Origin of the sequence: Streptomyces liliiviolaceus (assembly GCF_018070025.1) — a bacterium.
Lineage (GTDB): Bacteria > Actinomycetota > Actinomycetes > Streptomycetales > Streptomycetaceae > Streptomyces > Streptomyces liliiviolaceus.
The window spans coordinates 6,953,010-6,977,308 of sequence record NZ_JAGPYQ010000001.1; the positions used below are offsets into that span (position 1 = coordinate 6,953,010).

Consider the following 24,299-nt stretch of genomic DNA (forward strand, 5'->3'; position numbering starts at 1 on the left):
GTGAGGGAGGCAAAGGAGTGCCGGTGGAGATCACTTGGTGGGGTCACGCCACCTGCACGGTAGAGGACTCGGGAGTACGCGTGCTCACGGACCCGCTCTTCGCGCGCCGGCTCGCGCATCTGCGCAGGCGCCGGGGCGTGCCACCGCCCGCCGAGGCGGCGGTGGCGGATGTGACGCTCATCTCTCATCTGCACGCCGACCATCTGCACGTACCGTCGCTGTCCCGGCTCGCACCCGGCACCCGGCTCCTGGTGCCGCGCGGTGCCCGGCGCGCGGTGCCCGGACTGCGCAGGCTCGGGGAACTGGACCTCACCGAGGTGGCGCCCGGCGACCGGGTCCAGGTCGGTGACCTGCTCGTACGGGTCGTCTCCGCTCGGCACGACGGGCGGCGGCTGCCGGTCGGGCCGCATCGCGCGCCCGCCCTCGGCTATGTGATCGAGGGCGAGTCCCGGACGTACTTCGCCGGGGACACCGCGCTGTTCGAGTCGATGGCCGAGGAGGTCGGGCCGGTCGACGTGGCGCTGCTGCCGGTCGGCGGGTGGGGGCCGTATCTGGGCGAGGGGCACCTGGACGCGGGCCGGGCGGCCGACGCGCTGGCCCTGCTGCGGCCCGGCAGCGCTGTGCCGGTGCACTACGGCACGTACTGGCCCATCGGGATGGATTCCGTGCGCCCCCATGAATTCCATGCACCGGGCGCCGAGTTCGTGCGCCTGGCCGCCGAGCGTGCGCCCGGCGTGACCGTGCACCGGCTCTACCAGGGGGAAAGTGTGCGACCCAAGATCGTGGGGTACCGGTCCTCTCCTGGGGACGCACCGGCCGGTCGGGGCGACGACGAGCGGGAGGGCGGAACCCGGTGAGACCTGTGCTCGCCGTCGCGGTCACGACCGTGCCGACTGTGGCCACTCAGCAGGCGATCGGTTATCCGTCGCTGTTCCTGCTGGTGCTGATCGGTGCGCTGGTGCCGGTCATTCCCACGGGGGCGCTGGTGAGTTCGGCGGCCGTGGTGGCCGTCCACCAGGCGGCGCCCTTCTCGATGCTGCTGGTCTTCCTGGTGTCGGCGCTGGCCGCGTTCCTCGGGGACATGGCGCTGTACTGGCTCGGGCGCCGTGGCATGAAGTCGAAGAACGGTTCGCGCTGGCTCGCGGCGATCCGCGACCGCGCGCCCGAGGACCGGCTGGCCCAGGCGCAGGGGAAGCTCGCCGACCACGGGGTCGCGGTGCTGGTGCTGTCCCGGCTGGTGCCCGCGGGGCGCATCCCGGTGATGCTCGCCTGTCTGATGGCGAAGTGGCCGATGCGCCGGTTCGCCCACGGCAACGCGCCGGCGTGCCTCGCGTGGGCCGCGACGTACCAGCTCATCGGGGTGCTGGGCGGGTCCCTGTTCAAGGAACCGTGGGAGGGCGTGCTGGCGGCGGTGCTCCTGACGGTGCTCGTCAGCGTGACCCCGACGCTGTGGCGCCGCCTCCGCAGCGCGACCGCCCGCTAGGGCGCCCCGCCAGGGGCGCGACGACCGGCGCGATCCGCCCCCACCGGGCCCGCGGCGCCCACCCGCCAGCACCCCCTGCTGAGACCGTCCTACACCTGCGGCCCGGTGGGGGCGTGCCGCGCCGATCCCCGCGCCCCTCACGGGGCCCGCAGCCCACAAGCCACCCGACGGGACCGTCCTGCACCCGCGGGTCCGCCGTGGCTGAGCGCGCCGTTCCCCGCGCCCCTAACGGGGCCCGGCCGCACGCGGAGGCCCCGCCCCGCCCCTCAGGGGCGCGGGGAACTGCGCGGCCCGCCCCCACCGGCCCGCAGCGGACAGACAACCGCAAGCCAACCCCCTTGGGTCCGTCGTGGCTAGGCGCGCCATTCCCCGCGCCCCTCAAGGGGCCCGTTAGGGGCGCGGGGAACTGCGCGGCCCGCCCCCGCCCGCCCGCAGGGGACACGCAGCCGCAAGCTTCTCCCCGGTGGGAGACCGTCACGGCAGGATGCGGGAGGCTCCTACCGGGAGGTCCCACAGGGTTTCCCGGGGCAGGCCCGCCGCCTCCCAGGCCGCACGGACGCGCGTGAGCGGTTCCAGGACGGGCTCGGCCGACAGGACGAAGGTCGCCCAGTGCATCGGAGCCATCCGAAGCGCACCGAGGTCCTGGACCGCCCGCACCGCGTCCTCCGGATCGCAGTGCACATCGCTGAGCCACCACCGGGGGTCGTACGCACCGATCGGCAGCAGCGCCAGGTCGATGCCGGGATAACGCGCCCCGATCCGGGCGAACCAGTGCCCGTACCCCGTGTCCCCCGCGAAGTACACCCGTCTGCCGTCGGACGCGGTCAGCACCCAGCCGCCCCACAGCGTGCGGCACGTGTCGTGGAGGCTGCGCTTGGACCAGTGGTGGGCCGGCACGAAGTCCAGGCGGACACCGCGGAGTTCGGCCGCCTCCCACCAGTCCAGCTCCGTCACCCGCGTGAAGCGCCGGCGCCGGAACCAGCGCCCCAGTCCCGCCGGGACGAACACCGGGGTGTCCCGCGGGAGCCGGCGCAGGGTCGGCGCGTCCAGGTGGTCGTAGTGGTTGTGGGAGATGACGACCGCGTCCACCCGCGGCAGCGCGCTCCAGGGCACGCCGACGGGGGTGATCCGGGCGGGAGTTCCGAGGATCTTGCGGGACCAGACCGGGTCGGTGAGCACCGTGAGGCCACCGATCCGGACCACCCAACTGGCGTGCCCCGCCCAGGAGACGGCGACCGTGTCGGAGTCGATCCGGGGCAACGGCTCGGGCGCGTACGGCAGTCGGGGAATGTCGGCGAGCCCCTCCGGCCCCGGCCGCAGCGCCCCCTCGCGCGCGAACCGCGCGAAACCGCTGAGGCCCGGCAGCGGTGCGGTGAGCCGCCCGGCGAAGGACCGGGGCCAGACGCGCCGTTCACCGAGCGGCCGCGGCTCCGCGAGCGGCCCTGCGACATCGGGCGGGGTGGAGGTCGTCGTGGTCGTGGAGGTCGTGGTGGTCGTGGCCGACTCGGACTGCTGCGTCATCGAGGGGACTCCCGTCGCCGAGCGTCATCGTCGTCGCGGAGATCGCCGAAGGTCGATCCCAGCAGACTCAACCTGCTTTTCACATGGGGTAGTTCCAGGGGTTCCGGTGACACAAGAGACGCCATGCGCTCGTCGTCGGTTGTGCCGAGGAACGGCCCGGTGGACAGCCGTACGCGCAGGGCGCCGAGGTCGTCCCCGAAGCGGTGTCCGCCGGGCGCCGGCATGTCCAGCCGGACACTGAGGAAGTCCTCCAGTTCCTGCGCGTCACCGACCCCGAGCGCACCGAGCGCGGACCGCAGCGGACCGAGGTCGGCGTACAGATGGCGTCCCGCCCGGGGCGGCCGGACGAGGGCGCCCGCCGCGGTGAGCGCCCGGTGCGCGGCGGCGGCGACGCTCGCGTGCAGCCGTACGGACACGGCGAGGCGGCGTGTGATCTCGTCGGGTTCGCCGAGCGCGTACGCGGCGGCTGAGGCGACCGGCGCGGCGATCCGGGCGTCGAGGGCGGTGAGGACGTCGAGGACGCGGTCGCGCAGCAGGGTACCGGTGTCGTTGCCCGGGAAGCGGGCGATCGCGGCGGGCCAGCCGGCCGGGAGGAACGGGCCGCCGAGGTCGGCCAAGACCGTGACCCGGTCCGGCAGCATCTCGGCGGGGCCGATCAGCACGGAGTCCTGCGGCTCGTGCAGCGTGTCGCGCCAGGTCTCGTCGCTGACGATGTGCAGGCCCTCGCCCACGGCGGCCTCGATGGTCTCGTGGACCAGCTCGGGCGGCGCGACGGTCGCGGCGGGATCGTCGGCCACGGACAGGACGAGAAGCCGCGGATCGCCGCCCTCGGCACGCACCCGGCGCACGGTCTCCAGAAGGGCGTACGGGTCCGGGACGCCACCGCACTCGGCGGGCGTGCCCACGGGGAAGACGGACGCGCCGAGCAGCCGGGCCTGCGGCGTCCACCAGGCGGCGCAGGGGCGGGGCACCAGCACGTCACCGCCGAGTGCCGCGGTCAGCGCGAGGAGCAGGGCGGGGGCGCCGGGCGCCGCGACGGTCCGGTCGTGGTCGGTGGGCAGACCGCGCCGGGTCCAGTAGCCGCGGGCCGCGTCCAGGAGCGCGGCGCCCCCGCCGGTCGGTTCGGTGTGCGTGCCGGTCGCGGCGGCGACGAGTCCGGGTGGCGGCGGGAGGCCGTGACCGGGGAGGGGTGGGCCGTAACGGACAGGTCCGTGGCCTTCCGGTTCGGTCCGCCGCATCCGTCCACCTCCGCGCAGTGCTCCCTGGACCCGTCGGACCGGGACCGGATTCCCACGGTGCCGGTCGTGCTTCCGGGATCCCCATACCCAGTGATCCGCTTCACCAACTCAGCCGTTCGGCGCAGCCGTTCATGTCGGCCGCCCCTCGTCGGCCGTGCGTCTCAGCCGTGCGTCTCAGCCGTCCACGGACGAGTCCCGGTGGCGCAGCCTGTGGGCCGCGGCGCCGAGCGCGCCCACGATGAGGACACCGCCGGACACCAGGGCGGCCGTGGACTCGTTGAAGGTGCCGCCCTCACCGGCGTGCACCCCGTGCGGGACCCCGGTGCCGTGGGAGTCACCGTGCGATGTCCCGTGGGAGCCGTCGGCGGAGACCGTGAAGGACGCGCTCCACTCCTTGCCCTCCCCGCCGGGTGCCGCGGGACAGACGCCCTCGGCCCGCCACTCGGAGGACGCGCGGCCGCCGCCCTCCTCGAAGTCCGCGGTGGGTGCGATACGGGCGGTGCCGCTGTAGGTGAGGTCGCCGCCCCGCGGTCCCTCCTTGCCCGCGGGGTCGTCCCGGCCACCCAGGCCGTCGACGCCCTCGGGCTCCTCGGCGACGGCCGGCGGACCCACGTCGTCCGGGCCCACGTCGCCCGGACCCACCGGATCCTCGACGCCCAGGCCCGCCGGATCGTCCGTCCCGGCAGGGTCATCCTCGCGTCCGGAGTGCCCGGTCCTGTGCAGTTGCACGGTCCCGTGCTCGAAGGCCTCGGAGGTGGCGTCGATGGTTTCGGGCGGGTGCCCGCCGGTCGACGCGCAGGTGACGGAGACGGTGACGCTGCCGCCGGGGGCCACCGTGCGCGGGCTGACCTCGGCCCCCGGGTTCGCGGACGCGGACGCGGCCGACGCGGCGGCGCCGAGTACGAGCGTGGTGAAGGCGGTGGCGGACAGTGCGCGGGCGGTACGGCTCAGCGGCATGGGTCGGTCTCCTTCGGCCGTCGGCGGGGACCCCCACGCCCGGGTACGGCGGCGGAGGCGGGGCACGACCGGCATGCCCCGCGATCCATCAGAGCCCGCCCCCGCCCGGGGCGCGCGCGGCCGGACACCATTCGTGCCACGCGGACGCCCGAGCGGGTGAAACGGCACGCGACCGTGCCGTCGGCGTCAGAGGAGTGCCGGGGGCGTCACGCGCCGTCCTGCATGACCTGGTCCCGCAGGCGGTCGCAGCAGCGGCTGATCAGCCGGGAGACATGCATCTGGGAGATGCCGAGCTGTTCGGCGATACGGCTCTGGGTCATGTCGTTGAAGAAGCGCATGTAGAGGATGGCCCGTTCGCGTTCGGACAGGGCCTCCAGCCGCGGCTTGACCGACTCGCGGTCGATCACGATGTCGAGGGCCGGGTCGGCGGAGCCGAGCGCGTCGCTCAGGGAGTAGCCGTCCTCGCTGCCCGGCAGTTCGGCGTCCAGGGAGAGCGCCGTGAAGCTCTCCAGGGCCTCCAGACCGGCGCGTACGTCGTCCTCGCTCATCTGGGCGTGCTCGGCGATCTCCTCGATCGTGGGCTGCCGGCCGGAGATGGTCTGGGACAGCTCCTGGCGCGCGAAGCGGACGCGGTTACGCAGGTCCTGGACCCGGCGCGGTACGTGCAGGGTCCACATGTGGTCACGGAAGTGACGCTTTATCTCCCCGGTGACGGTCGGCACGGCGTAGCTCTCGAAGGCGTTGCCGCGGTCGGGGTCGTAGCGGTCGACGGCCTTGACCAGACCGAGTGCCGCGACCTGCCGCAGGTCCTCGAAGTTCTCGCCGCGGCTGCGGAACCGGCCGGCCAGCCGCTCCGCCATGGGCAGCCAGGCTTCGATGATCTGGTCGCGGAGCGTGTCGCGCAGCCGGCCGGGGGGCAACGAGGCGAGTTTGCGGAAGTCCGCCGCGGTGTCGGGGGCGTCGTCGTGGGGATGGTGCCTGGCGCTCGCGTGAGTGCGCATGATTGCTGCAACTCCCTTGAGGGGTGCTCTGGTTGGACGACGGTCAACCGTGAGAGCGCACCCTGAGCCGGACGGGCACACCCGTGGGGCGGGAAGCGACTCCCACGGACGTGCCTCCTGTCCGAAGCACTGAGTGTCCGCCTGCCCCGGGTTTCACCGGGCAAACACACGGATGCCAGGACGGTTCGACGCCGGTTCGCACGACGATCCGCGAATCTCGTGTTGATGTTCGGGGCTCGGGTACGCGGGGGTCACCCCGAACATCTGGAGGGACTCATGGAGCGAGGCAGCAACCGCCTCAGCGCCCACCGGGACGAGGAGATGAAGCACGAACTGCAGGGTCTGCTGAGGTCGGGCCATCCGACCCGGGCGGAGGAGTGGCACGACCCGGAGCCGGTCGCGGACGACGATCCGACGGTTGCCGGAGGCCCGGTGCGGCCGGGCGCGGGCAGTACGACCGTGGCGGCCGTGCGCCTCGAACTGGCGCGGAGTCTGGGCCGTACGTCGTTCCCCGCGGGGCCTCGGGAGCTGGTCGGGGTGCTGCGTGAGCAGTACGCGCCGGACACGCTGGTCGAGCCGGTGGAACGGCTGCCGTCGGATGCGCGCTACGCCAACGCCCAGGAACTGGCCGAGGCGGTCGTCCGTTCCGCGGCACCGGACGCCTGACCGCCAAAGATTGCGCAGTTCCCCGCGCCCCTTTTCAGGGGCGCGGGGAACTGCGCAATCTTTTAGGGCTTTCAGGGGTGCGAAGCGCTACCGCGACCGCTCGACCCGGCGTTCGTCCCAGACCGGCTCCGTCGTCTCCCGTACACGCCCGTCGCTGCCGAACACCAGATATCGGTCGAACGCGCGAGCGAACCACCGGTCGTGGGTGACGGCCAGGACCGTCCCCTGGTAGGCCTCAAGCCCTTCCTGGAGCGCCTCCGCGGACTCCAGGTCGAGGTTGTCCGTCGGCTCGTCGAGGAGCAGGGCCGTGGACCCCTCCAGTTCGAGCAGGAGGATCTGGAAGCGGGCCTGCTGCCCACCGGACAGCCGGTCGAACCGCTGCTCCGCCTGCGCCGTCAGCTCGTACCGCCGCAGCCGGGACATCGCCGCGCCCCGGTCCTGGGCGTGCTCGCTCCACAGGATGTCGAGCAGGGCGCGCCCCTGCAGTTCGGGGTGCGCGTGCGTCTGGGCGAAGTGGCCGGCCACGACCCGCGCGCCGAGCTTCCACTCCCCCGTGTGCGCCACGTCGCCGCCCGCCAGCAGCCGCAGGAAGTGCGACTTGCCCGAGCCGTTCGAGCCGAGGACGGCGACCCGTTCGCCGTAGAAGACCTCCAGGTCGAAGGGTTTCATCAGCCCGGTCAGTTCGAGCCCCTTGCAGGTCACGGCCCGTACACCGGTGCGTCCGCCGTGCAGGCGCATCGTGATGTCCTGCTCGCGCGGCGGCTCCGGCGGCGGCCCGGCCTCCTCGAACTTGCGCAGCCTGGTCTGCGCGGCCTGGTAGCGGGAGGCCAGCTCGTGGCTGATGGAGGCGGCCTGGCGCAGGTTCAGTACGAGCTTCTTCAGCTGGGCGTGCTTCTCGTCCCAGCGCCGCCGCAGCTCCTCGAAGCGCGCGAACCGCTCACGACGGGCCTCGTGGTACGTGGCGAAGCCGCCGCCGTGCACCCAGGCGTCGGCGCCGGCCGGTCCCGGCTCCACGCTGACGATCTTCTCGGCGGAACGGGCGAGCAGTTCCCGGTCGTGGGAGACGAACAGGACCGTCTTACGGGTCTCCCGCAGCTTCTCCTCCAGCCAGCGCTTGCCGGGCACGTCGAGGTAGTTGTCCGGCTCGTCGAGGAGCAGCACCTCGTCGGAGCCGCGCAGCAGCGCCTCCAGCACGAGCCGCTTCTGCTCACCGCCCGACAGGGTCCGTACCTCGCGGAACTGCGCCTTGTCGTACGGGACGCCGAGCGCGGCCGTGGTGCAGATGTCCCAGAGCGTCTCGGCCTCGTACCCCTGGACCTCGGCCCAGTCGGAGAGCGCCTGCGCATACTGGAGCTGGGCGGCCTCGTCGTCGACCGTCATGATGCCGTGCTCGGCGCGGTCCACGGCCTGCGCGGCCTCGCGGATACGGGGCTGGGCCACCGACACGAGCAGGTCGCGCACGGTCGACTCGTCCCGTACGGAGCCCACGAACTGGCGCATCACCCCGAGTCCGCCGCTCACCGTGACGGTGCCGCCGTGCGGCTTCAGCTCGCCCGAGATCAGGCGGAGCAGTGTCGTCTTCCCGGCGCCGTTGGGCCCCACGAGCGCCACAGCGGCCCCTTCGCCCACCCGGAAGGAGACGTCGCCGAGCAGCGCCCTCCCGTCGGGAAGGTAGTACTCCAGGTGCGCGGCTTCGAGATGTCCCATGGTCGCGCATTGTCCGGGGCGGACGGGCGGCGGGGCAAACCGATATGCGCGCCGAAGGCCCGGTGGGGTAGACGATGGAGCATGACCGTTGAAGTAGACCTCACCGCCGCCGGAGCCGGCCATACCCTGCTCGACCGGCTGATGGCCCTCGACACCCGCCTGTTCGAGGCGGTCGCGACCCGGCACTGGCCGGGCGCCGACCCGCTGCTGCCGAAGCTGAGCCGCAGCGCGAACCACGGGGTGCTGTGGTTCGGCGCGGCGGCGGCCCTCGCGGCGACCCGCTCGCCCCGCGCGCGCCGCGCGGCCGTGCGCGGGATCGCCTCGCTGGCCCTGGCGTCGGCCACGATCAACACGGTGGGCAAGCGTTCGGTGCGCCGTCCGCGACCCCGGCTGGACGCCGTGCCGGTGATGCGGCAGCTGAAGCGGCAGCCGATCACCACGTCCTTCCCCTCGGGGCACTCGGCGTCGGCGGCGGCCTTCGCGACGGGTGTCGCGCTGGAGTCCGGGCCGCTCGGCGCGGTGGTGGCCCCGGTGGCCGCCGCGGTCGCCCTGTCCCGGATCTACACGGGTGCGCACTTCCCGAGCGACGTGCTCGCCGGGGCGGCGTTCGGAGTGGGTTCCGCCTTCGTCGCGCGTGCCCTGGTGCCGACGCGTGACCAGTTGCCGCCCCCCGGGCGTCCGCGCGCGGACGTGCCCGCCCTTCAGGACGGGGAGGGTCTGGTGCTCGTGGTCAACACCTCGGCGGGCACCGCGGACCGGATGCGTGCCATCGGGGACGCCCTGCCGCTCGCCGAGGTCGTGGAGTGCGAACCGGAGTATCTGCGGGCCGAGTTGGAGAAGGCCGCGGCCCGCGCCGAGGTGCTGGGGGTGTGCGGCGGCGACGGCACGATCAACGCGGCCGCCACGGTCGCCCTGCGCCACGGCCTGCCGCTCGCCGTGCTGCCGGGCGGCACGCTCAACCACTTCTCCAAGGACCTGGGCGTGGAGGACGTACGGGGCCTGAGCCGCGCCCTGGCCGAGGGTGACGCCGTACGGGTGGACGTGGGCCGGTACTCGGCCGGTGACCAGGAGGGCTACTTCCTCAACAACTGCAGCCTGGGCGTGTATCCGGAGCTGGTGCGCGAGCGGGACCACTGGTCGAAGCGGATCGGCGGCTGGCCGGCCGGGGTGGTCGCCACCCTGCGTGTCGTGCGCGCGGGCCGGCACCCGCTGCGGACCGATTTCGACGGCAAGGAGCGCCCGCTGTGGCTGCTGTTCGCCGGCAACGGCACCTATCACCGGATGGGGCCGATCCCGGCCCGCCGTTACGACCTCGCGGACGGTCTCCTCGATGTACGGGTCGTGCACGGCGGCCGTTTCCCGGCGGTACGCCTGCTGGCCGCGGCCGTGGCCGGACCGCTGACCCGGTCCCCCGTGCACGCGGCGCTGCGCGTCGGCGGCCTCCGTGTGCAGGGCGTCGAACCGGGCACGCTGCTGGCCTTCGACGGCGAAGTCAGGCCGGTGGAGGGCGATGTGACGATCCAGAAGCTCCCGGAGGCACTGACGGTCTACCGCCCGAGCGGTCCGCGCTGACCAGTTGTCAGTCCACATGACAAGACGGGGGTCTCACACTTCGACATGGCGACGTAGCGTGCCAGGTACTCACGTACCGAGTGAACGGATGCCGCCATGTCGAAGGTGCCGAAAGAGACCGCCGTGTACACGCACGGCCACCACGAGTCCGTGCTGCGCTCGCACACCTGGCGTACGGCCGCCAACTCGGCGGCCTATCTCCTCGGCTCGCTCAAGCCGCACATGCGGATCCTGGACATCGGCTGCGGGCCCGGCACCATCACCGCGGATCTCGCCGGACTCGTCCCGGACGGGCATGTCACCGGTGTCGACCACGCGCCGGGCATCCTGGACCGGGCGCGCGCCACAGCGGCCGAACGGGGCCTGGAGAACGTCGACTTCGCCGTCGCGGACGTCCATGCGCTGGAGTATCCGGACGACAGTTTCTGTGTCGTGCACGCCCATCAGGTGCTGCAGCATGTGGGGGATCCGGTGCAGGCGCTGCGGGAGATGTACCGGGTCACGAAGCCGGGCGGCTTCATCGCCGTCCGGGACTCCGACTACGCGGCGATGACCTGGTATCCGCTGTCGCCGGGTCTGGACGACTGGCTCGACCTGTACCGGCGGGTGGCGCGCGCGAACGGGGGTGAGCCGGATGCCGGGCGGCGCCTGAAGTCGTGGGCGCTGGCGGCCGGCTTCCGCGCGGAGGACATCACGGCGTCGGCGGGGACGTGGTGCTACTCGACGGCGTCGGAGCGGGCGTGGTGGAGCGGGCTGTGGGCGGACCGTACGGTGGCGTCCGCGTATGCGGCGCTTGCGGTGGAGGGGGGTCATGCGGAGGTGGGTCGGCTGGAGGGGATCGCTTCCGCGTGGCGGGAGTGGGGCGCGCGGGAGGACGCGTGGTTCGCGGTCCTCCACGGCGAACTCCTGTCCCGCAAACGGGCGACGCGCCTGAGCGTCGAGTCCCACGTGCGGCCCGGCGGGGCCTGACCGCGCAGTTCCCCGCGCCCCTGAAGACAAAAGACTGCGCCGTTCCCCGCGCCCCTCATTGTGCGGTCCGGTGGGGGTGGGCCGCGCAGTTCCCCGCGCCCCTTAGGGGCGAAAAGCTGGGGCGCAGCCCCGTTTTTCAGGGGCGCGGGGAACTGCGCGAGCAACCCCCACCGGCCCGCAGATTCCCTGAGCGCGCGGGGCCAGCCCCTAGCCGGTACTAGTCCCGAGGAAGCAGCGGGCCCAAGGGGCCGAGGTCCAGGTTCAGGTCCTCGGGGCGGAGCCCGTAGCGGTCTCGGAGTTCCGCCATCCGGTCGTCCAGAAGCATCAGCGTCAGCCCGATCCGCTCCTCCTGATCCTCGGACAGATCCCCCGTGTCGAACCGCCGAACGGCCTGCCGTTCCATCAACTGCCGCAGCAACTCGACCACGGTCAGCACCAGCTTGATCAGGTCCCGCTCCACCGTGTCCGGTTCGAGGTCGAGACGGCTCCGCCCGGCCTCCCTGCCCGCCCCGGTGCCGAGGACCGCGTCGTCCACCACCCTCCGAAGTGCCTCTCCACCGCTCACAGCATCTCCTCCCACGGCGCGGGAACGTTCTCGTTCACCGAGCTGATGAGCGCGTTCAGATCGATCCGTACGAGATCGACGTCCGCGATCCGCAGGGTCAGGTCGCCGGTGATGACGACCCCGCCCGCGAGCAGCCGGTCGAGGAGGTCGACGAGGGCGACCTCCCGGCGTTCCACGACGGTCACGCGTCCTCCCCGCTGAACGAGTAGGCGGCCCACGGACCGGTCAGCTCGACGCGCAGCCCCGGCGCGTCGTCCTTCGTACGGTCGACCAGTTCCACGAACGCCTCGGATTCCGTCCGCGGCACCAGATAGGCGGCGTTCAGGATGTTCCGGCCGGGCGCCCGGGACAGCGCCGAGTTCTGCGGGGCGTGGATCCGGGTGTCCTCCGCGTACCCGGACAGGGACTCGTGGAGCCGGCGCGAGAACTCCTCGGCCCGCTCCCACTTCTCCTCGCTCTCCTTGCGCTGGTTGCGCCGCTGCCGCAGATAGTCGCGCCCCGAGCCCGCCGCCCGGCCGGGAGAGGAGGCCGCTTTCCCGGACGTGTCCTTGGAGTCGGGGGCCTCCGTGGGTTCCGAGTACACCTTCACCCCCCACTCGACCCGCCCGTCGAGCCGGCCGAGGGTGCGCCGGAACGTGTCCGCGCGCTCCTCCAGCATCGACCGGACGCCGCTGTCGTCCAGGAACACCGTGGCGAGCCGGAGCGGCAGCGGCGAGGTGACGCCGGTGAGCGCGTCGATCACGTTCTGGTGGGCCCGCGCGGTCGCGCCGAGCCAGTCCAGGTCCTCCAGGTGGGCCCGCAGCGGCCCCTCCGCGAAGTCCTCCTCGGGCACCTGGCCGACGACGGCGACCAGGTCGCCGTGGACCAGCTGCTTGGGCGGCACGCCGGCCACCCCTGTCAGCTGCGCCGGCAGGGGTGTACCGAAGGGGCGGCAGACGGCGTACACGTAACGCAGACCACTCATTCCTTGGCTTCCTTCTTCGCGGGTGCGCGCCTGCGCGCGGGCACTTCGGCGCGCGCTTCCTCCAGTTCGGCCACATGGGCCCGCAACTCCGCGTTCTCCCGGGCGAGTTCGTCACGGCCGGCGCGGGAGGACAGCTGCGGATCGGTCTCCCACCAGTCGATGCCCATCTCCTTCGCCTTGTCGACGGAGGCGACGATGAGCCGCAGCTTGATGGTGAGGAGTTCGATGTCGAGCAGGTTGATACGGATGTCACCCGCGATGACGATGCCCTTGTCGAGGACCCGTTCGAGGATGTCCGCGAGGTTGGCGCCGCCGCCGTTCCCGTACGGGTCGGGCAGGCGCTGAGCCGTGGTCATCGACGGCCCCTGGCACCGGCGGGCTCACGCTCGCGCTCGTCCGCCTCCTCCACCGCTTCCTCGTCCTCAGGGATCTCCTCGTCCTCGTACTCGGCCTCCGGCGCGTCCTCCTCCTCGTAGGCCTCGTCGTCCTCCGGGACCTCTTCGTCCTCGTACTCGGCCTCGGGGGCGTCCTCGTCCTCGTAGCCCTCCTCGTCCTCCGGGACCTCCTCGTCGGTCGAGTCGGTCGAGGCCTCCGCGTCCTCGGAACCGTCCTCGGAGCCCTCCTCGGGAGCGTCCTCGGAGTTCTGCTCGGCTTCCTCCTCCTCCGCGACCGCGTCCTCATGGCTCGTGACGACCTCGCCGTCGCGGATCTCACCGCGCCAGCCGTCGTCCGCCTCGCCCTTGATGGAGATGAACCGGGCGAAGTGCTTGAGGTCGAGGCGTGCCCTGCGGCCCTGGGCGCGCCAGATGTTGCCGGTCTTCTCGAACAGCCCCTTGGGGTAGTACTCGATGACCAGCAGCACGCGGGTGAGGTTCTCGGCGAGCGAGTGGAAGGTGACGACACCCTTCGTGGTGCCCTTGGCGCCCTCGGACGTCCAGCTGATCCGCTGGTCCGCCACCTGTTCGGTGGTGTGCGCCTTCCAGCTGCGGTTGGACCAGAAGATCTTCATCTGCCAGTCGGACGTCGTGTCGTCGGCGCGGTTCGCGCTCTTGACGCCCCGGGCGAAGTTGCTGAAGTCCTGGTACTGGGTCCACTGGTCGTAGGCCGTGCGCAGCGGCACGCCGACGTCGATGAACTCCATGATGACGGTGGGCTTCTTGCCGGCGCCGCCCTTGCGCTTGCCGCCCTTGCCGCCGGTCAGGTTCTTGAAGGCGCCGACCACGCTGTCCTTGGCCTTGCCCGCGCCGAGTTCCAGCGCGGTGCGCATCGGCCCCTTGCCGTCGGCGAGCTTGCGGCCGCCGTCGAGGGCGAGCTTGGCGAAGCCGGGGCTGTCGCCGGAGGCGATGTCGTTGAGCTTGCCCGTCGTCTGGCCGAGCTTGGTCCCGACGCCGACCAGCGCCCGCTGGACCTGGGCGGCCAGGTACGCCTGGGCCTCGTCCTTCAGCCGGTCGACGGCCTCGCTCTGTGCGAGGGAGGTCAGCGGGTTGCTCTTGGCCTGCTTGGTCGCGGACCCGAGGGTGTCAGTCATCGTCGCCGCCTCCCCTCGTCGTACGGGCCCGGGTGGTGCGGCGCGTGGCGGACTTCGCCGCGGCCGTCTTCCTGCCCGGGGCCTTCTTCGCGGTCCTGGCCGCCGTCTTCTTCGCCGGAGCCTCGTTGCCGGGGCTGCGCTTCTGGGCGGCCTTCTTCGCGGGCGCCTTCGCGGTCTTCTTCGCGGGAGCCCGCTTGCGCGGCCGCGGCTTCTCGTCGTCCCCGGCCGCCTTGTCGTCCGTGTCGCGGGTGTCACGGCCGGAGTCGTCCGAGTCCGGGTCGTCGTCGTGCTCGTACTCGTCGTCGTCGTATTCGACGTCGTCGTACTCGTCGTCCGGTTCCTCGTCCCGCTTGCGGCGCTTCTTGCCGCCGACGCCTGGCACGTCCGGGACCGCGTCCGGGACCGCGTCCGGGACCGCGTCCGGGACGACGCCCGCGAGCTGGTCCTGCACCTGGCTGGTCCGCCCGTGCAGCCGGTCGGCGAGGCCGGTGATCTGGCGCTCGACGAGTGCTCCGGTGGCGGCCTTGCCCACACCACGCAGGTCCCCGCGCAGCTGGTCACCGATCTCCTTGAACTGCGGGTTGTTCTGCAGTTGCGTGGAGACCAGGTCCGCGAGCGCCCGCGGGCTGAGGTGCATCCGCTTGCCCGCCACCATGGTGCCCACGGCGAAGGCCAGCTTCATCTTCTTCGTACGTCCGAGGACGTATCCGGCCCCTACGGCGAGGCCAAGCCCTAGTCGGTTCATCGTGTAGTCCCGTGGTTGCCTGTTCCGGTGCTCCTGGTCATGGCTATCTCCAGCCTGTCGAGGAGCTCGTCCTCCATGCGGTCGAACTCCGCTTCGTCGATCTCGCCGGCCTCCAGGCGTTCCTCAAGGCTGCCGAGTTCGGCGCGGACCGCCGCCGGGTCGTAGTACTGGCGCTCGGCCTCGTTCACCACCTGTTCCATGGCCCAGAGGCTGCCGCGCACGGGGGCGAACGGCAGCATCAGGACCTCTCCGATCAGCCCCATGTCATCAACTCCTGTGTCCAGACGTTCAGTTGGTCGTTCAGTTGCTCGCCTGCGCGGGCTCGGAAGGGCCCGGCTCGACGAAGCTGTAGGGGGGCAGCGGCCCGTGGACCCGCAGATCGAGGTGCGGGTGCGCCTTGCGGACCTCTTCGACGGCGCCGATGAACGTCTCGGCCGTGTCGCGGTCCACCAGGAAGGACAGGTTGGCCAGCCAGCCGGTGGACTCGGGGCCCACGCTGACGGAGGCGGCGACCGGTTCCAGCGCCTGCTGGATCTCGGCGGCGTCCTCGACCTCGCGGTTCTTCACCGCGGCGACCACCATCTCGCCGAGCCGCAGCTTCTCGTCGTAATTGCCGCCGCCCGCACTGCGGTTGGCCTCGGTGAGGGCCCTGACGTCCGGGTTCTCGGACATCACGCGGTGCAGTACGGCCTCTTCGTCGTGCGTGGCCTTGACGTTGTACTCGACCTTGCCCGCGAGCGCGTCGAGGCGCTCCTTGAAGTGCTCGGCGCGCTCGGCGAGGACACCGGCCACGGCCGCGTCGTCCGTCGAGACGCTGCCGAAGCGCATGGGCAGCACCGGGCCGCCCGCGCCCGCCTCGGCGAGCACGTTCTGGTGGGCGAGCAGGTCCCTGCGCTTGGGCCGCAGCCCCTCGGGCGCGTCACTGACGACCGCGGCGAGGTCGCCCTCCTTGATGACGCGCACCGGCAGCGCCGGCTCACCGACGCCTTCGGTGCCGTCCGGGAGCGAGGGCAGCGAACTGGACGTGATGCCGTAGACGTACGTGCTCACTCCTGCTCCTCCTTGCGGCGCGAGGCGGCGGTCTTACGGGTCCGCGGCCTCGACTCGGACTGGCTCTGGCTCTCCTCGCGGGACTGCTTGAACGCGTCCGAGATGGTCTCGGCGGCGCCGGACAGGGCCCCCTTGGACTTGCCCTTGGCACCGGACTCGGTGATCGAGCCGACCAGGTCGGGCAGGCCGGGGTCGCGCTTGTTTCCGGCTTCGAGGTCGAGGCGGTTGCACGCCTCGGCGAAGCGCAGATAGGTGTCGACGCTCGCTATGACGACCCGGATGTCGATCTTGAGGATCTCGATGCCGACGAGGGAGACCCGGATGAAGGCATCGATGACGAGCCCCCGGTCGAGAACGAGTTCGAGGACGTCGTAGAGGCCGCTGGAGCCGCCTCCACCACCGGTTTGCTGTGCCGGGACTACGGTCATACCGACCGGCCCTCCTTGTCTGTAGGGGTGTGTGCGATCTTGTGTGCGATCTGTCGGGGTGTGCGCGATCCGTGGGGGTGCGTGCGCCGTCGGGTGTGCGGGCAGGGAACGGGCGGCTACCGGCCGCCGGGCCTGCGGGAGTCGGCCCGGCCGCGTTCGTAGCGGCGGACGCGCCGGTAGCCGGTGAGTTCGCCGCGCGGGTCGAGGGTCACCTCGTAGCTCGCGAGCAGACTCATCGTGTCGGGGACCCGGACCAGTTCCAGGACCTCGATCTCCAACGACCAGCCGTCGTCGGTGCGTTCGAAGGACGACACCGACTCGGCCTCCATGCCGGTCAGTTCGGCGAGCTGGCCGCGCGCCTGGCGCAGCACGTCCATGGGACCCAGCTCGTCGTCGTCCGCCGCGCTCCTCTGCCTGCCCTTGGACGAGTTCGACGCACTCTGTGAACTCTGTGAATCTGATGTGTTGGATGTGTTCGACATGGCCACCTCGAACACCGAGTGACCGGCCGTCCGTTGACCAAACCTGCGAGTGTCGGCTCTCAGCCGCGCAGGGCGTTCAGGCGGCGCCTGGCGGGAGCGAGTGCGCGCCCGCTGCGCAGCAGCCCTGACCAGGGGTTCGTGCGGGCCTGGTCGACGGCGTCGGCGATCGTCCAGCGGCGCGGGCCGAGTTCGGCGTCTTCGAGCTGGTCCCAGGCGACGGGCACGGCGACCGGGGCACCGGGCCTGGCGCGGACGGTGAAGGGGGCGACGGTGGTCTGGGCGTAGGCGTTGCGCTGGATGTCCAGATACAGCCGGTCGCCGCGGTCCTTCTTGCGGGCCTCGGTGGTGAGCCGGTCGGGATGCGCCTCGGTGAGGGTGTCGGCGACGTCCTTGGCGAAGGTGTGCACCTCGTCGAAGCCGTGCCGCCCGTCGAGGGGGACGACGATGTGCAGTCCGCGTGAGCCGGTGGTCATCAGGGCGGACGGCAGCCGGAGCTGGTCGAGGAGCTCGCCGAGCAGCCGGGCGGTGTCGCGTACCGGCTCGAAGTCGTCGGTCGCGGGGTCCAGGTCGAAGACCAGCCGGTCCGGCCGGTCGGCCGTGCCGTCGGAGGAGACCTTGGCGAGCCATCGGTGCAGGGTCAGGGCGGCCTGGTCGGCGAGGTAGACGAGGGTCGCGGTGTCCTCGCACACGGGGTGCAGGACCGTACCGCCCTCCTTGGGCACCTCGACGCGGCGGATCCAGTCCGGATAGTGGTCCTGGACGTTCTTCTGCATGAACTTCTGCCCGTCGAGCCCGTCCGGGTACCGCTCAAGCATCAGGGGCCGCCCCCGCAGGTGCGGCAGCATGAACGGGGCGATCTCCCGGTAGTACGCGACGACGTCCGCCTTGGTGTACTCCTTCGCCCCTCCGGTGGCGGGGAACATCACCTTGTCCGGCCGGTGCACCTCGACGGTCCGCCGGCCGGCGCGTACGGCGGTCATCGCACCACCGCGTTCTCGACCAGCAGTTTCACCGCGGCCACGATGGACTCGGCGTCGATGCCCGCCGCGTGCAGCTGCTCCGCGGGAGTGGCCGAACCGGGCATGTCCCGTACCGCGAGACGGACCAGCCGCGGAGTGGGACGGCCGTCGAGGAAGGCGTCGAGGACCGCGTCGCCGATGCCGCCCTCCGGGTGATGGTCCTCGACGGTGACCAGGCAGCCGGTCTCCTCGGCCGCCTCGCGCAGGGTCTCGCGGTCGACGGGCTTGACGGAGTACAGGTCGACGACCCGCACGGCGATGCCGTCGGCGGCGAGCGCGTCCGCGGCCTGCAGCGCCTCGTGCACGGTCACCCCGGCGGCGACGACGGTCAGCCGGTCGTCCGTGGAGCGCCGGAGCACCTTGCTGCCGCCGACGGGGAACTCCTCGCCGGGCCCGTACAGGACGGGCATGGCACCGCGGGAGGTCCGCAGGTAGCGGATGCCGTCGAGGTCCGCCATGGTGGCGACGAGTGCGGCCGTCTGGTTGGCGTCGCAGGGGTACAGCACGGTCGAGCCGTGCACCGCGCGGAGCATGGCCAGGTCCTCGACGCCCATCTGCGAGGGTCCGTCCTCGCCGATCGCGACGCCCGCGTGCGAGCCGACGAGGTTGATGCCCACGCCGCTGACAGCCGCCATCCGGACGAAGTCGTGGGCGCGGGTGAGGAACGCGGCGAAGCTGGAGGCGAACGGCACCCAGCCGCGGGTGGCGAGCCCGACGGCCGCCCCGACGAGCTGCTGCTCGGCGATGTAGCACTCGAAGAACCGCTCGGGGTGTTCCTTGGCGAAGAACTCGGCGCGGGTGGAGTCGCTCACCTCTCCGTCGAGGGCGACGACATCCGCGCGCGAGGAGCCGAGCGCGGCGAGCGCCTGGCCGTAGGCGTCGCGGGTGGCGGCCTCGTCCCCCTTCTCCCAGCGGGGCAGGTCCAGGTGACCGGCCCGTACCGCGTGCAGCATCCGGGCGACCTGCGGCTGCGGTACCTCGACGCGCAGGTCCCGTACCCCGCCCAGTTCCTCGATCGCCTCGTCGGCGTCGGGCAGCGGCTTGCCGTGCAGGCCCTCGCGGTCCTGCACGGAGGCGACGCCCTTGCCCTTGAGGGTGCGGGCCAGGATCACGGTCGGCTGTCCCGTCGTGGACACGGCCTCGCCGTACGCCCGCTCGACGGCCTCGACGTCATGGCCGTCGATCTCGACGGTGTGCCAGCCGAAGGCCCGGAAGCGGCGGGCGTACGCGTCGAGGTCGTGGCCGTGCCGGGTGGGGCCGCGCTGGCCGAGCCGGTTGACGTCCACGATCGCGGTGAGGTTGTCGAGCCCTTCGTACGACGCGTGCTCGGCGGCCTCCCAGATCGAGCCCTCGGCCAGTTCGCTGTCGCCGCACAGCACCCATACGCGGTAGCCCACCCGGTCGAGCCGCTTGCCCGACAGGGCGATGCCCACGCCGACGGGCAGGCCCTGGCCCAGCGATCCGGTGGCGGTCTCCACCCACGGGAGCCGGCGCGGTGTCGGATGCCCTTCGAGACGGCTGTCCAGAGTGCGGAAGGTCAGCAGTTCGGCGTCGTCGATGGCCCTGGCCGCCTTGTACGCGGCGTACAGCAGCGGTGAGGCGTGCCCCTTGGAGAGGACGAACCGGTCGTTGCCCGGATGGGAGGGCCGCTCGAAGTCGTAGCGCAGCCGCCGGGCGAGCAGGACCGCCATCAGGTCGGCGGCGGACATCGAGGAGGTGGGGTGCCCGGAGCCCGCCGCGGCGGCCGCGCGCACGCTGTCGACGCGCAGCTGCTGGCCGAGTTCGATGAGTTCGGGGGTGTTCATGGTGTTCCTTCCACAGGTGGTTGCGCAGGGGGTCCGGGCTGAGAGGGGCCGGGCGCGGGGTGGCCGGGTCGGCCCGGTACGCGGGCCGTTTCGGGCGAGGCGGTGTCCAGCGGTACCGACCAGGACCGGACGAGGCCGAGCTGTACGCCCTGGCGTGGCAGTACGGCGTCCAGGAGCCAGTCGGCGGCGACCCGGACGCGGTTGCCCGGCATCGCGGCCAGGTGGTAGCCGCGGGTGACGGCGCCCGCGGCCGGTCCGGAGAGCGGGATGCCGTACGGGTTGGCGGCGGCCTTCACACCGCCGAGGTCGACGACGAAGCCCAGGTCGCGGTGGCGGTAGGGGCGGGGGTCGCCGATGCCGAGGGAGGCCGCGACATTGCGTCCCGCCGTCCTGCCCTGCCGCCAGGCGTGCTGGGCGGTCGTCGGGGTGTACCCGCCCGGTTTCTCCAGGTCGGGTACGGCAGCCGCGTCGCCGCAGGCGAACACCTCGGGGCGGCCGGGCACCTGGAGGGTCGGTCCGACGAGCAGCCGGCCCTGTTCCATGGCCAGCCCGAGCCCCTCGGCCAGCGGGTCGGGCCGTACGCCGACGCACCAGACCAGGGTCCGGGTGCGGACGAGGTCGCCGTCGCTGAGCAGGACCCCGTCCCGGGTGGCCTCCTTCACGGACGTGCCGGTACGGATCTCGACGCCTCGTTGCCGCAGGACGCGGTCGGCGGTCCGCGAGAGCCGCTCGTCCAGCTCCGGCAGCACGCGCGGCGCGATGTCGACCAGCGTCCAGCGCGGCCACAGGCCCGTGCGGTGCGGCTGCCCGCGCACCAGGGCGTCGGTGAACAACTGCCCGTGCGCGGCCACCTCGGTGCCGGTGTAGCCCGCGCCGACGACCACGAACGTGCACCGGGCGGCCGCGGTCGCGGGGTCGTCGTCGGCGGAGGCGAGTTCCACCTGGCGGGTCACGTGGTCGCGCAGGTACAGCGCCTCGGGCAGTCCCCGGAAGCCGTGCGCGTGCTCGGCCACACCGGGGATCGGCAGCAGTTTGTTGACGCTGCCGGCGGCGAGGACGAGCCGGTCGTAGGAGAGCGTGCCCGTGTCGCCCTCGGGGCCGGTGTAGCGGACGGTGCGCGCGTCGAGGTCGATGCCGTCGGCCTCGCCGAGCACGAGGCGTACCCGGGGCAGGGTGCCGGTCAGCGAGACGGTGACGCGGCGCGGTTCCAGGACCCCGGCGGCCACCTGGGGCAGCAGGGGCAGATAGAGGAAGTAGTCCGTCGGGTTGAGCAGCACGACGTCCAGCGGGCCGGACCTGCCCCGGGCCGGCGCGGAGAGCGTCTGTGCCGCCCGGTATCCGGCGAAGCCCGCTCCGACGATCACGACGCGGGGCCGGGTCATCGGTGGGCTCATGGGTCGCCTCCGGCGGAATCGCTCAAACGGGGCTTTCCGCGTCCCCCTGGCCCGGATGCCCAAACGTCGGGCTCCCGGGGTTCCGGTCGCCGTGCGGGACGGGCGCGGTTTCTTCGACTCCTACCGACTTCTATCGCAGGACGGCGGCCTCCGCAGCTCCAGAAGTGGACTTCGTGACGCGCCGGACGGGTACGCCGGCACGACGCACGCGAACGACGAAGACCGGGGCCACGTCGTTGTGGCCCCGGTCGGCAAGGGGGTTTCGGGCCGCGCCGCGGCTCACCGGGCCCGGGTGTCCGGTACGGCGTTGCTGGGGGCGACCGGCGGCATCGGGGGCACGGCGGGGCCGTCGGCCGGCGTCCCCGGAGCCGTACCGGCGGGGGCACCGGTCACGGCGCCTTCGCCGGGCATCTGAGCGGTGCCGCCCGGCGTGGGCCGGGGCGCCGACGGCCGCGCCGCGTTGCGCAGCACGTAGGCCAGCGCGCCGAGCACGGCGGCGGTGATCAGCGCGGCGGCCCAGTCGGGCAGGCCGATCGCGAGGGCGAGACCGACCGTGAGCGCGAGGGCCGCGCCCGCGTACAGGGCGACGGCACCGGACGCGGCGTACATCGCGGCCGTCCGGCGCTGCTTGCGGGTCTGTTCCCGCAGCTCCTCGCGTACGGCGTCGCGGGCCACCTGCGCCAGCTCGTCGGCCAGATGCTTGTCCAGATGTTCCATGTGATCGATGCGGTCCATGCGCTCCGGGTACCCGCGGCCCCCGGCGCGTAACGCCCGCCCGCCCGCGGCGAGCACGCCCCGGCACGGGATCCGTACGAAACGATCTCCTTCGCGGCCGACCCCAACTAGGCTCGTGCGCATGGACATTCTGGGAGCCACGCTGCGCATCTGCGTCGACGACCTGGAGGCTGCGGTCCCCTTCTACGAGAGACTGGCGGGCGGACCGGCGCAGCGCTTCGAGCGCGGCGGGGTCTCCGTCGCCGCCGTCGGCTGCTTCTTGTTGATGAGCGGCCCCGAGGCGGAGCTGGACGTGCTCCGCAAGGTCTCGGCGACCATCGCGGTCAAGGACGTCGACGAGGCCCACCGGGTGCTCACCGAGTCGGGCGCGCACGTCGTCGCGGGCCCGGTGGCGACCCCCGCGGGCCGCAACCTGATCGCGCTGCACCCGGACGGCTACATCTACGAGTACGCGGACCGCCGCACGTCACCGTAGGGTCAGCCGCCGTCGTCGGTGCCGGGTGGGCGCATCCGGAAGTCGTAGCGTTCCGGCAGGGGTTCGTCGCAGATCCGGGACCACAGGTCCCCGATCGCCTCGGCCCCCTCGCGCAGGTCGGCCACCTCGAACCCGGCGTCGAAGACGGCACGCGCCGCGCCCTGGTCGCCCTCCGCGAGCAGCAACCGCGCCTCGATCAGCCGGAACCGGCCGCGTTCGCGGGTCGCCGGGAGCAGTCGTTCCCACACGGACCGCGCGTCCGCGGTGCGCCCCGCGGCGAGCAGCGCGCCGATCGCCTCGCGTCCGAGCGCGGCGGTGGCCGCCGTCCAGGTCTCGCCGTCGTCGCGCCGCTCCTGGCACAGGTCGTCGAAGGCGTCCGCGTACCGGTCGGCGGCCCGTTCACGGTTGCCGGCCTCCTGGTCGGCCACGGCGAGGCAGCGGAGCAACGGCCAGAGCGAGGGGGCGAGTTCGAGGCCCCTCTCCCAGCTGCGCACGGCCTGGGCCCGGTCGCCGGCGTGCCACTGGGCGACCCCGAGGTGGTACTCGGCGAGCGGCTCCGCGGGGGCCGTCTCCAGCATGTCCCGCCAGTGCGGGGCGACCAGCGTCTCGCCGGGCGGCCCGACCCGGCGGGGCTCGGGGAAGGAACCGGAGCCGAGCAGTTCGGCCCAGGGCCGCTGAGCGTCCCCGAGCGTGGACTCGTCGAAGGGCGTGCCGGGCAACTTGTGGGCGGCGCGCAGGACTTCAAGGGCACCCCAGCCGGAGCCGACCGCGAGCACCTCCGCGGGTTCGGTGTCGGCGGACGCCAGCCAGTGCGCGTACGCCGTCTCGAACTCCGCGCGCGGCAGGCGCTGTTGGAGCCCGGACTCGACCTCGGAGCGGGCGGCGGCCCAGTCGTCGCCGTGCACGAGCCGTGTGTCGGCGTCGATCGGCCCGTACGCCTCCAGCCAGCTCACCTCGCTCTCCGCGTCGAGGCGAACGTGTTCCAACTGGGTGCGGGCGAGCCCCGCCTGGATCTCGCAGTAGCCGTCGGTGCCGGGTTCGGTGAGCCATTCCTGCCAGCGGCGCCCACCGGTGCCGGTGCCCCACACGAAGAGTTTGCGTCCGCGCAGCACGTCGGTGGACGTCTGCACCAGCCCCCGCCCGGCGTCGTCCAGGGCGGCGATCCAGCGCCGCCGCCCGTCGGGCACCTCGTAGAAGTAGTCGGCCGGATACCCGCCGCGCCGCGGGTACGTCCGGTCGACGCCCTCGTGCACCGGGACGGGTACGCGGCGCAGCCGTCGCTCGTACCCGAAGTGCCAGGCCTCCTCCGCCGGCGCGAGGACCCTGCGCGCCTCCGGGACCGCGGTGTTGGACCACCAGTACAGCGGCGCGGCCCGCTCGTGCGGATTGCGGACGCGTACGCCGACGTACAGGAAGTCGGAGCCCTCCGGCAGCCACAGGTCGACCTGGAAGGGCAGGTCGCGCAGCCGCTCCCACTCCCACAGGCGCAGCATGGGCGTGCCGTCGGGTGCGGTGACCCGGGCCGCGTGCAGCGGTGCGCAGGCGAGGGTGGAGTGGCCGGTGGCGCCGATGTTCCACTCGATGCCGCCGGAGAACCAGGCGCCGTTGAGCGCGAAGTCGGCGGGCTGCAACACCGGGTTGCGGTAGAGGAGTTCGCGGTCGGACGGCTTGTGGAAGAGGGAGACGACTCGGCCGCCGAAGCCGGGCAGCACGGTCGCGCGCAGCCGGTCGTTCTCCAGGACGATCGTGTCGACCTCGCGGGGCGTACGGCTTCTCCCGTACCCGTCCCGGACGCGCTCGGGCAGGAGGCTGCGCAGTGGCTCGTACGCGATCTGCCGGGCCATGCCGCGGGGCAGGCCCGCGCGTTCCCGCTCGTCCACGTGGTGCGTCTCGTCGAGCGGGCGCAGTGGGGGCAGGGGGTTGGCGGGGCCGGGTTCGGCGACCGGAAGCGTCAGTACGTCACGTCGGATGGTCGTCACATGACCATGGAACAGG

25 protein-coding genes and 1 pseudogene are annotated in these 24,299 nt (G+C 72.7%); 6 read left to right on the forward strand and 20 right to left on the reverse strand.

The genetic code is table 11. The features are described 5' to 3' along the window. Nucleotides 1-17: 17 nt before the first annotated feature. Nucleotides 18-782 (forward strand): annotated as a pseudogene (locus tag J8N05_RS29735) (MBL fold metallo-hydrolase); the annotation flags it as partial. A gap of 71 nt (nucleotides 783-853) precedes the next feature. Next, on the forward strand, nucleotides 854-1,483 hold the full coding sequence (locus tag J8N05_RS29740) for a DedA family protein (protein ID WP_210888320.1): 630 nt from the start codon (nucleotides 854-856) through the stop codon (nucleotides 1,481-1,483). A gap of 474 nt (nucleotides 1,484-1,957) precedes the next feature. On the opposite strand, the gene J8N05_RS29745 is transcribed toward J8N05_RS29740, so the two are convergent. The 4 genes from J8N05_RS29745 to J8N05_RS29760 all read right to left on the reverse strand — a co-directional run bounded on the left by J8N05_RS29745 (nucleotide 1,958) and on the right by J8N05_RS29760 (nucleotide 6,200). Next, nucleotides 1,958-3,004, reverse strand: coding sequence for an MBL fold metallo-hydrolase (locus J8N05_RS29745; protein WP_210888323.1), 1,047 nt, complete (start codon nucleotides 3,002-3,004; stop codon nucleotides 1,958-1,960). Then, nucleotides 3,001-4,242, reverse strand: a complete 1,242-nt coding sequence (locus J8N05_RS29750) for an aminotransferase class I/II-fold pyridoxal phosphate-dependent enzyme (protein WP_210888325.1) — start codon at nucleotides 4,240-4,242, stop codon at nucleotides 3,001-3,003. Before J8N05_RS29750 ends, J8N05_RS29745 begins: the two co-directional genes overlap by 4 nt. 174 nt (nucleotides 4,243-4,416) lie before the next feature. Further along, nucleotides 4,417-5,199, reverse strand: coding sequence for a hypothetical protein (locus J8N05_RS29755; protein ID WP_247706553.1), 783 nt, complete (start codon nucleotides 5,197-5,199; stop codon nucleotides 4,417-4,419). Nucleotides 5,200-5,405: 206 nt separating this feature from the next. After that, nucleotides 5,406-6,200: an RNA polymerase sigma factor SigF gene (locus J8N05_RS29760; RefSeq protein ID WP_210888327.1), complete on the reverse strand. Its 795-nt coding sequence runs from the start codon at nucleotides 6,198-6,200 to the stop codon at nucleotides 5,406-5,408. A 276-nt stretch (nucleotides 6,201-6,476) separates the two neighbouring features. On the opposite strand from J8N05_RS29760, the gene J8N05_RS29765 reads away from it, so the two are divergent. Next, nucleotides 6,477-6,866, forward strand: a complete 390-nt coding sequence (locus tag J8N05_RS29765) for a DUF2795 domain-containing protein (protein WP_210888329.1) — start codon at nucleotides 6,477-6,479, stop codon at nucleotides 6,864-6,866. Nucleotides 6,867-6,953: 87 nt separating this feature from the next. Here the strand turns inward: J8N05_RS29765 and J8N05_RS29770 are convergent, their stop codons facing one another. Further along, complete coding sequence (locus J8N05_RS29770) at nucleotides 6,954-8,573, reverse strand: ABC-F family ATP-binding cassette domain-containing protein (protein WP_210888331.1); 1,620 nt, start codon at nucleotides 8,571-8,573, stop codon at nucleotides 6,954-6,956. An 81-nt stretch (nucleotides 8,574-8,654) separates the two neighbouring features. On the opposite strand from J8N05_RS29770, the gene J8N05_RS29775 reads away from it, so the two are divergent. Both J8N05_RS29775 and J8N05_RS29780 read left to right on the forward strand, forming a co-directional pair. After that, nucleotides 8,655-10,145 (forward strand): bifunctional phosphatase PAP2/diacylglycerol kinase family protein, encoded by a 1,491-nt coding sequence (locus J8N05_RS29775; protein WP_210888333.1) that lies wholly within the window; start codon nucleotides 8,655-8,657, stop codon nucleotides 10,143-10,145. 96 nt (nucleotides 10,146-10,241) lie between these two features. Next, nucleotides 10,242-11,114, forward strand: coding sequence for a class I SAM-dependent methyltransferase (locus J8N05_RS29780; RefSeq protein ID WP_210888335.1), 873 nt, complete (start codon nucleotides 10,242-10,244; stop codon nucleotides 11,112-11,114). Between the two features lie 217 nt (nucleotides 11,115-11,331). Here the strand turns inward: J8N05_RS29780 and J8N05_RS29785 are convergent, their stop codons facing one another. The 14 genes from J8N05_RS29785 to J8N05_RS29850 form a co-directional block, all read right to left on the reverse strand. After that, nucleotides 11,332-11,649, reverse strand: coding sequence for a gas vesicle protein K (locus J8N05_RS29785; protein ID WP_107016964.1), 318 nt, complete (start codon nucleotides 11,647-11,649; stop codon nucleotides 11,332-11,334). A gap of 26 nt (nucleotides 11,650-11,675) precedes the next feature. Further along, nucleotides 11,676-11,864, reverse strand: coding sequence for a gas vesicle protein (locus tag J8N05_RS29790; protein ID WP_107016810.1), 189 nt, complete (start codon nucleotides 11,862-11,864; stop codon nucleotides 11,676-11,678). Then, nucleotides 11,861-12,643, reverse strand: a complete 783-nt coding sequence (locus J8N05_RS29795; RefSeq protein ID WP_210888337.1) for a GvpL/GvpF family gas vesicle protein — start codon at nucleotides 12,641-12,643, stop codon at nucleotides 11,861-11,863. The genes J8N05_RS29790 and J8N05_RS29795 overlap by 4 nt, the downstream gene beginning before the upstream one ends. Continuing rightward, nucleotides 12,640-12,999: a gas vesicle protein gene (locus tag J8N05_RS29800; protein WP_210888339.1), complete on the reverse strand. Its 360-nt coding sequence runs from the start codon at nucleotides 12,997-12,999 to the stop codon at nucleotides 12,640-12,642. The genes J8N05_RS29795 and J8N05_RS29800 overlap by 4 nt, the downstream gene beginning before the upstream one ends. Beyond that, nucleotides 12,996-14,171: an SRPBCC family protein gene (locus tag J8N05_RS29805; protein ID WP_210888341.1), complete on the reverse strand. Its 1,176-nt coding sequence runs from the start codon at nucleotides 14,169-14,171 to the stop codon at nucleotides 12,996-12,998. Before J8N05_RS29805 ends, J8N05_RS29800 begins: the two co-directional genes overlap by 4 nt. After that, nucleotides 14,164-14,916, reverse strand: coding sequence for a DNA primase (locus J8N05_RS29810; protein ID WP_210888343.1), 753 nt, complete (start codon nucleotides 14,914-14,916; stop codon nucleotides 14,164-14,166). Before J8N05_RS29810 ends, J8N05_RS29805 begins: the two co-directional genes overlap by 8 nt. Then, nucleotides 14,913-15,179 carry a gas vesicle protein GvpG gene (locus J8N05_RS29815; protein WP_210888345.1) on the reverse strand — a complete coding sequence of 89 codons (267 nt, stop codon included), beginning with the start codon at nucleotides 15,177-15,179 and terminating at the stop codon, nucleotides 14,913-14,915. Before J8N05_RS29815 ends, J8N05_RS29810 begins: the two co-directional genes overlap by 4 nt. A 37-nt stretch (nucleotides 15,180-15,216) precedes the next feature. Then, nucleotides 15,217-15,966: a GvpL/GvpF family gas vesicle protein gene (locus J8N05_RS29820; protein ID WP_210888348.1), complete on the reverse strand. Its 750-nt coding sequence runs from the start codon at nucleotides 15,964-15,966 to the stop codon at nucleotides 15,217-15,219. Then, a complete protein-coding gene (locus J8N05_RS29825) occupies nucleotides 15,963-16,394 on the reverse strand; it encodes a gas vesicle structural protein GvpA (protein WP_210888351.1) in 432 nt (143 codons plus the stop codon). Before J8N05_RS29825 ends, J8N05_RS29820 begins: the two co-directional genes overlap by 4 nt. A gap of 116 nt (nucleotides 16,395-16,510) precedes the next feature. Beyond that, nucleotides 16,511-16,876, reverse strand: a complete 366-nt coding sequence (locus tag J8N05_RS29830; RefSeq protein WP_210888353.1) for a gas vesicle protein GvpO — start codon at nucleotides 16,874-16,876, stop codon at nucleotides 16,511-16,513. Between the two features lie 59 nt (nucleotides 16,877-16,935). After that, nucleotides 16,936-17,856 carry a non-homologous end-joining DNA ligase gene (gene ligD / locus J8N05_RS29835; protein ID WP_210888355.1) on the reverse strand — a complete coding sequence of 307 codons (921 nt, stop codon included), beginning with the start codon at nucleotides 17,854-17,856 and terminating at the stop codon, nucleotides 16,936-16,938. Beyond that, entirely contained in the window at nucleotides 17,853-19,700 is a 1,848-nt protein-coding gene (locus tag J8N05_RS29840) for a transketolase (protein WP_210888357.1), read from the reverse strand. The genes ligD and J8N05_RS29840 overlap by 4 nt, the downstream gene beginning before the upstream one ends. After that, on the reverse strand, nucleotides 19,697-21,082 hold the full coding sequence (locus J8N05_RS29845) for an NAD(P)/FAD-dependent oxidoreductase (RefSeq protein WP_210890485.1): 1,386 nt from the start codon (nucleotides 21,080-21,082) through the stop codon (nucleotides 19,697-19,699). Before J8N05_RS29845 ends, J8N05_RS29840 begins: the two co-directional genes overlap by 4 nt. 291 nt (nucleotides 21,083-21,373) lie before the next feature. Then, the gene (locus J8N05_RS29850) at nucleotides 21,374-21,829 is read right to left on the reverse strand and encodes a phage holin family protein (RefSeq protein ID WP_210888360.1); all 456 of its coding nucleotides are present in this window, start codon (nucleotides 21,827-21,829) and stop codon (nucleotides 21,374-21,376) included. 121 nt (nucleotides 21,830-21,950) lie between these two features. Here J8N05_RS29850 and J8N05_RS29855 point away from each other — a divergent pair, with 121 nt between their 5' ends. Then, nucleotides 21,951-22,304: a VOC family protein gene (locus J8N05_RS29855; RefSeq protein WP_210888362.1), complete on the forward strand. Its 354-nt coding sequence runs from the start codon at nucleotides 21,951-21,953 to the stop codon at nucleotides 22,302-22,304. 2 nt (nucleotides 22,305-22,306) lie between these two features. Here J8N05_RS29855 and J8N05_RS29860 read toward each other — a convergent pair whose 3' ends face one another. Next, entirely contained in the window at nucleotides 22,307-24,283 is a 1,977-nt protein-coding gene (locus J8N05_RS29860; RefSeq protein WP_210888364.1) for a DUF5107 domain-containing protein, read from the reverse strand. Nucleotides 24,284-24,299 lie beyond the last annotated feature (16 nt).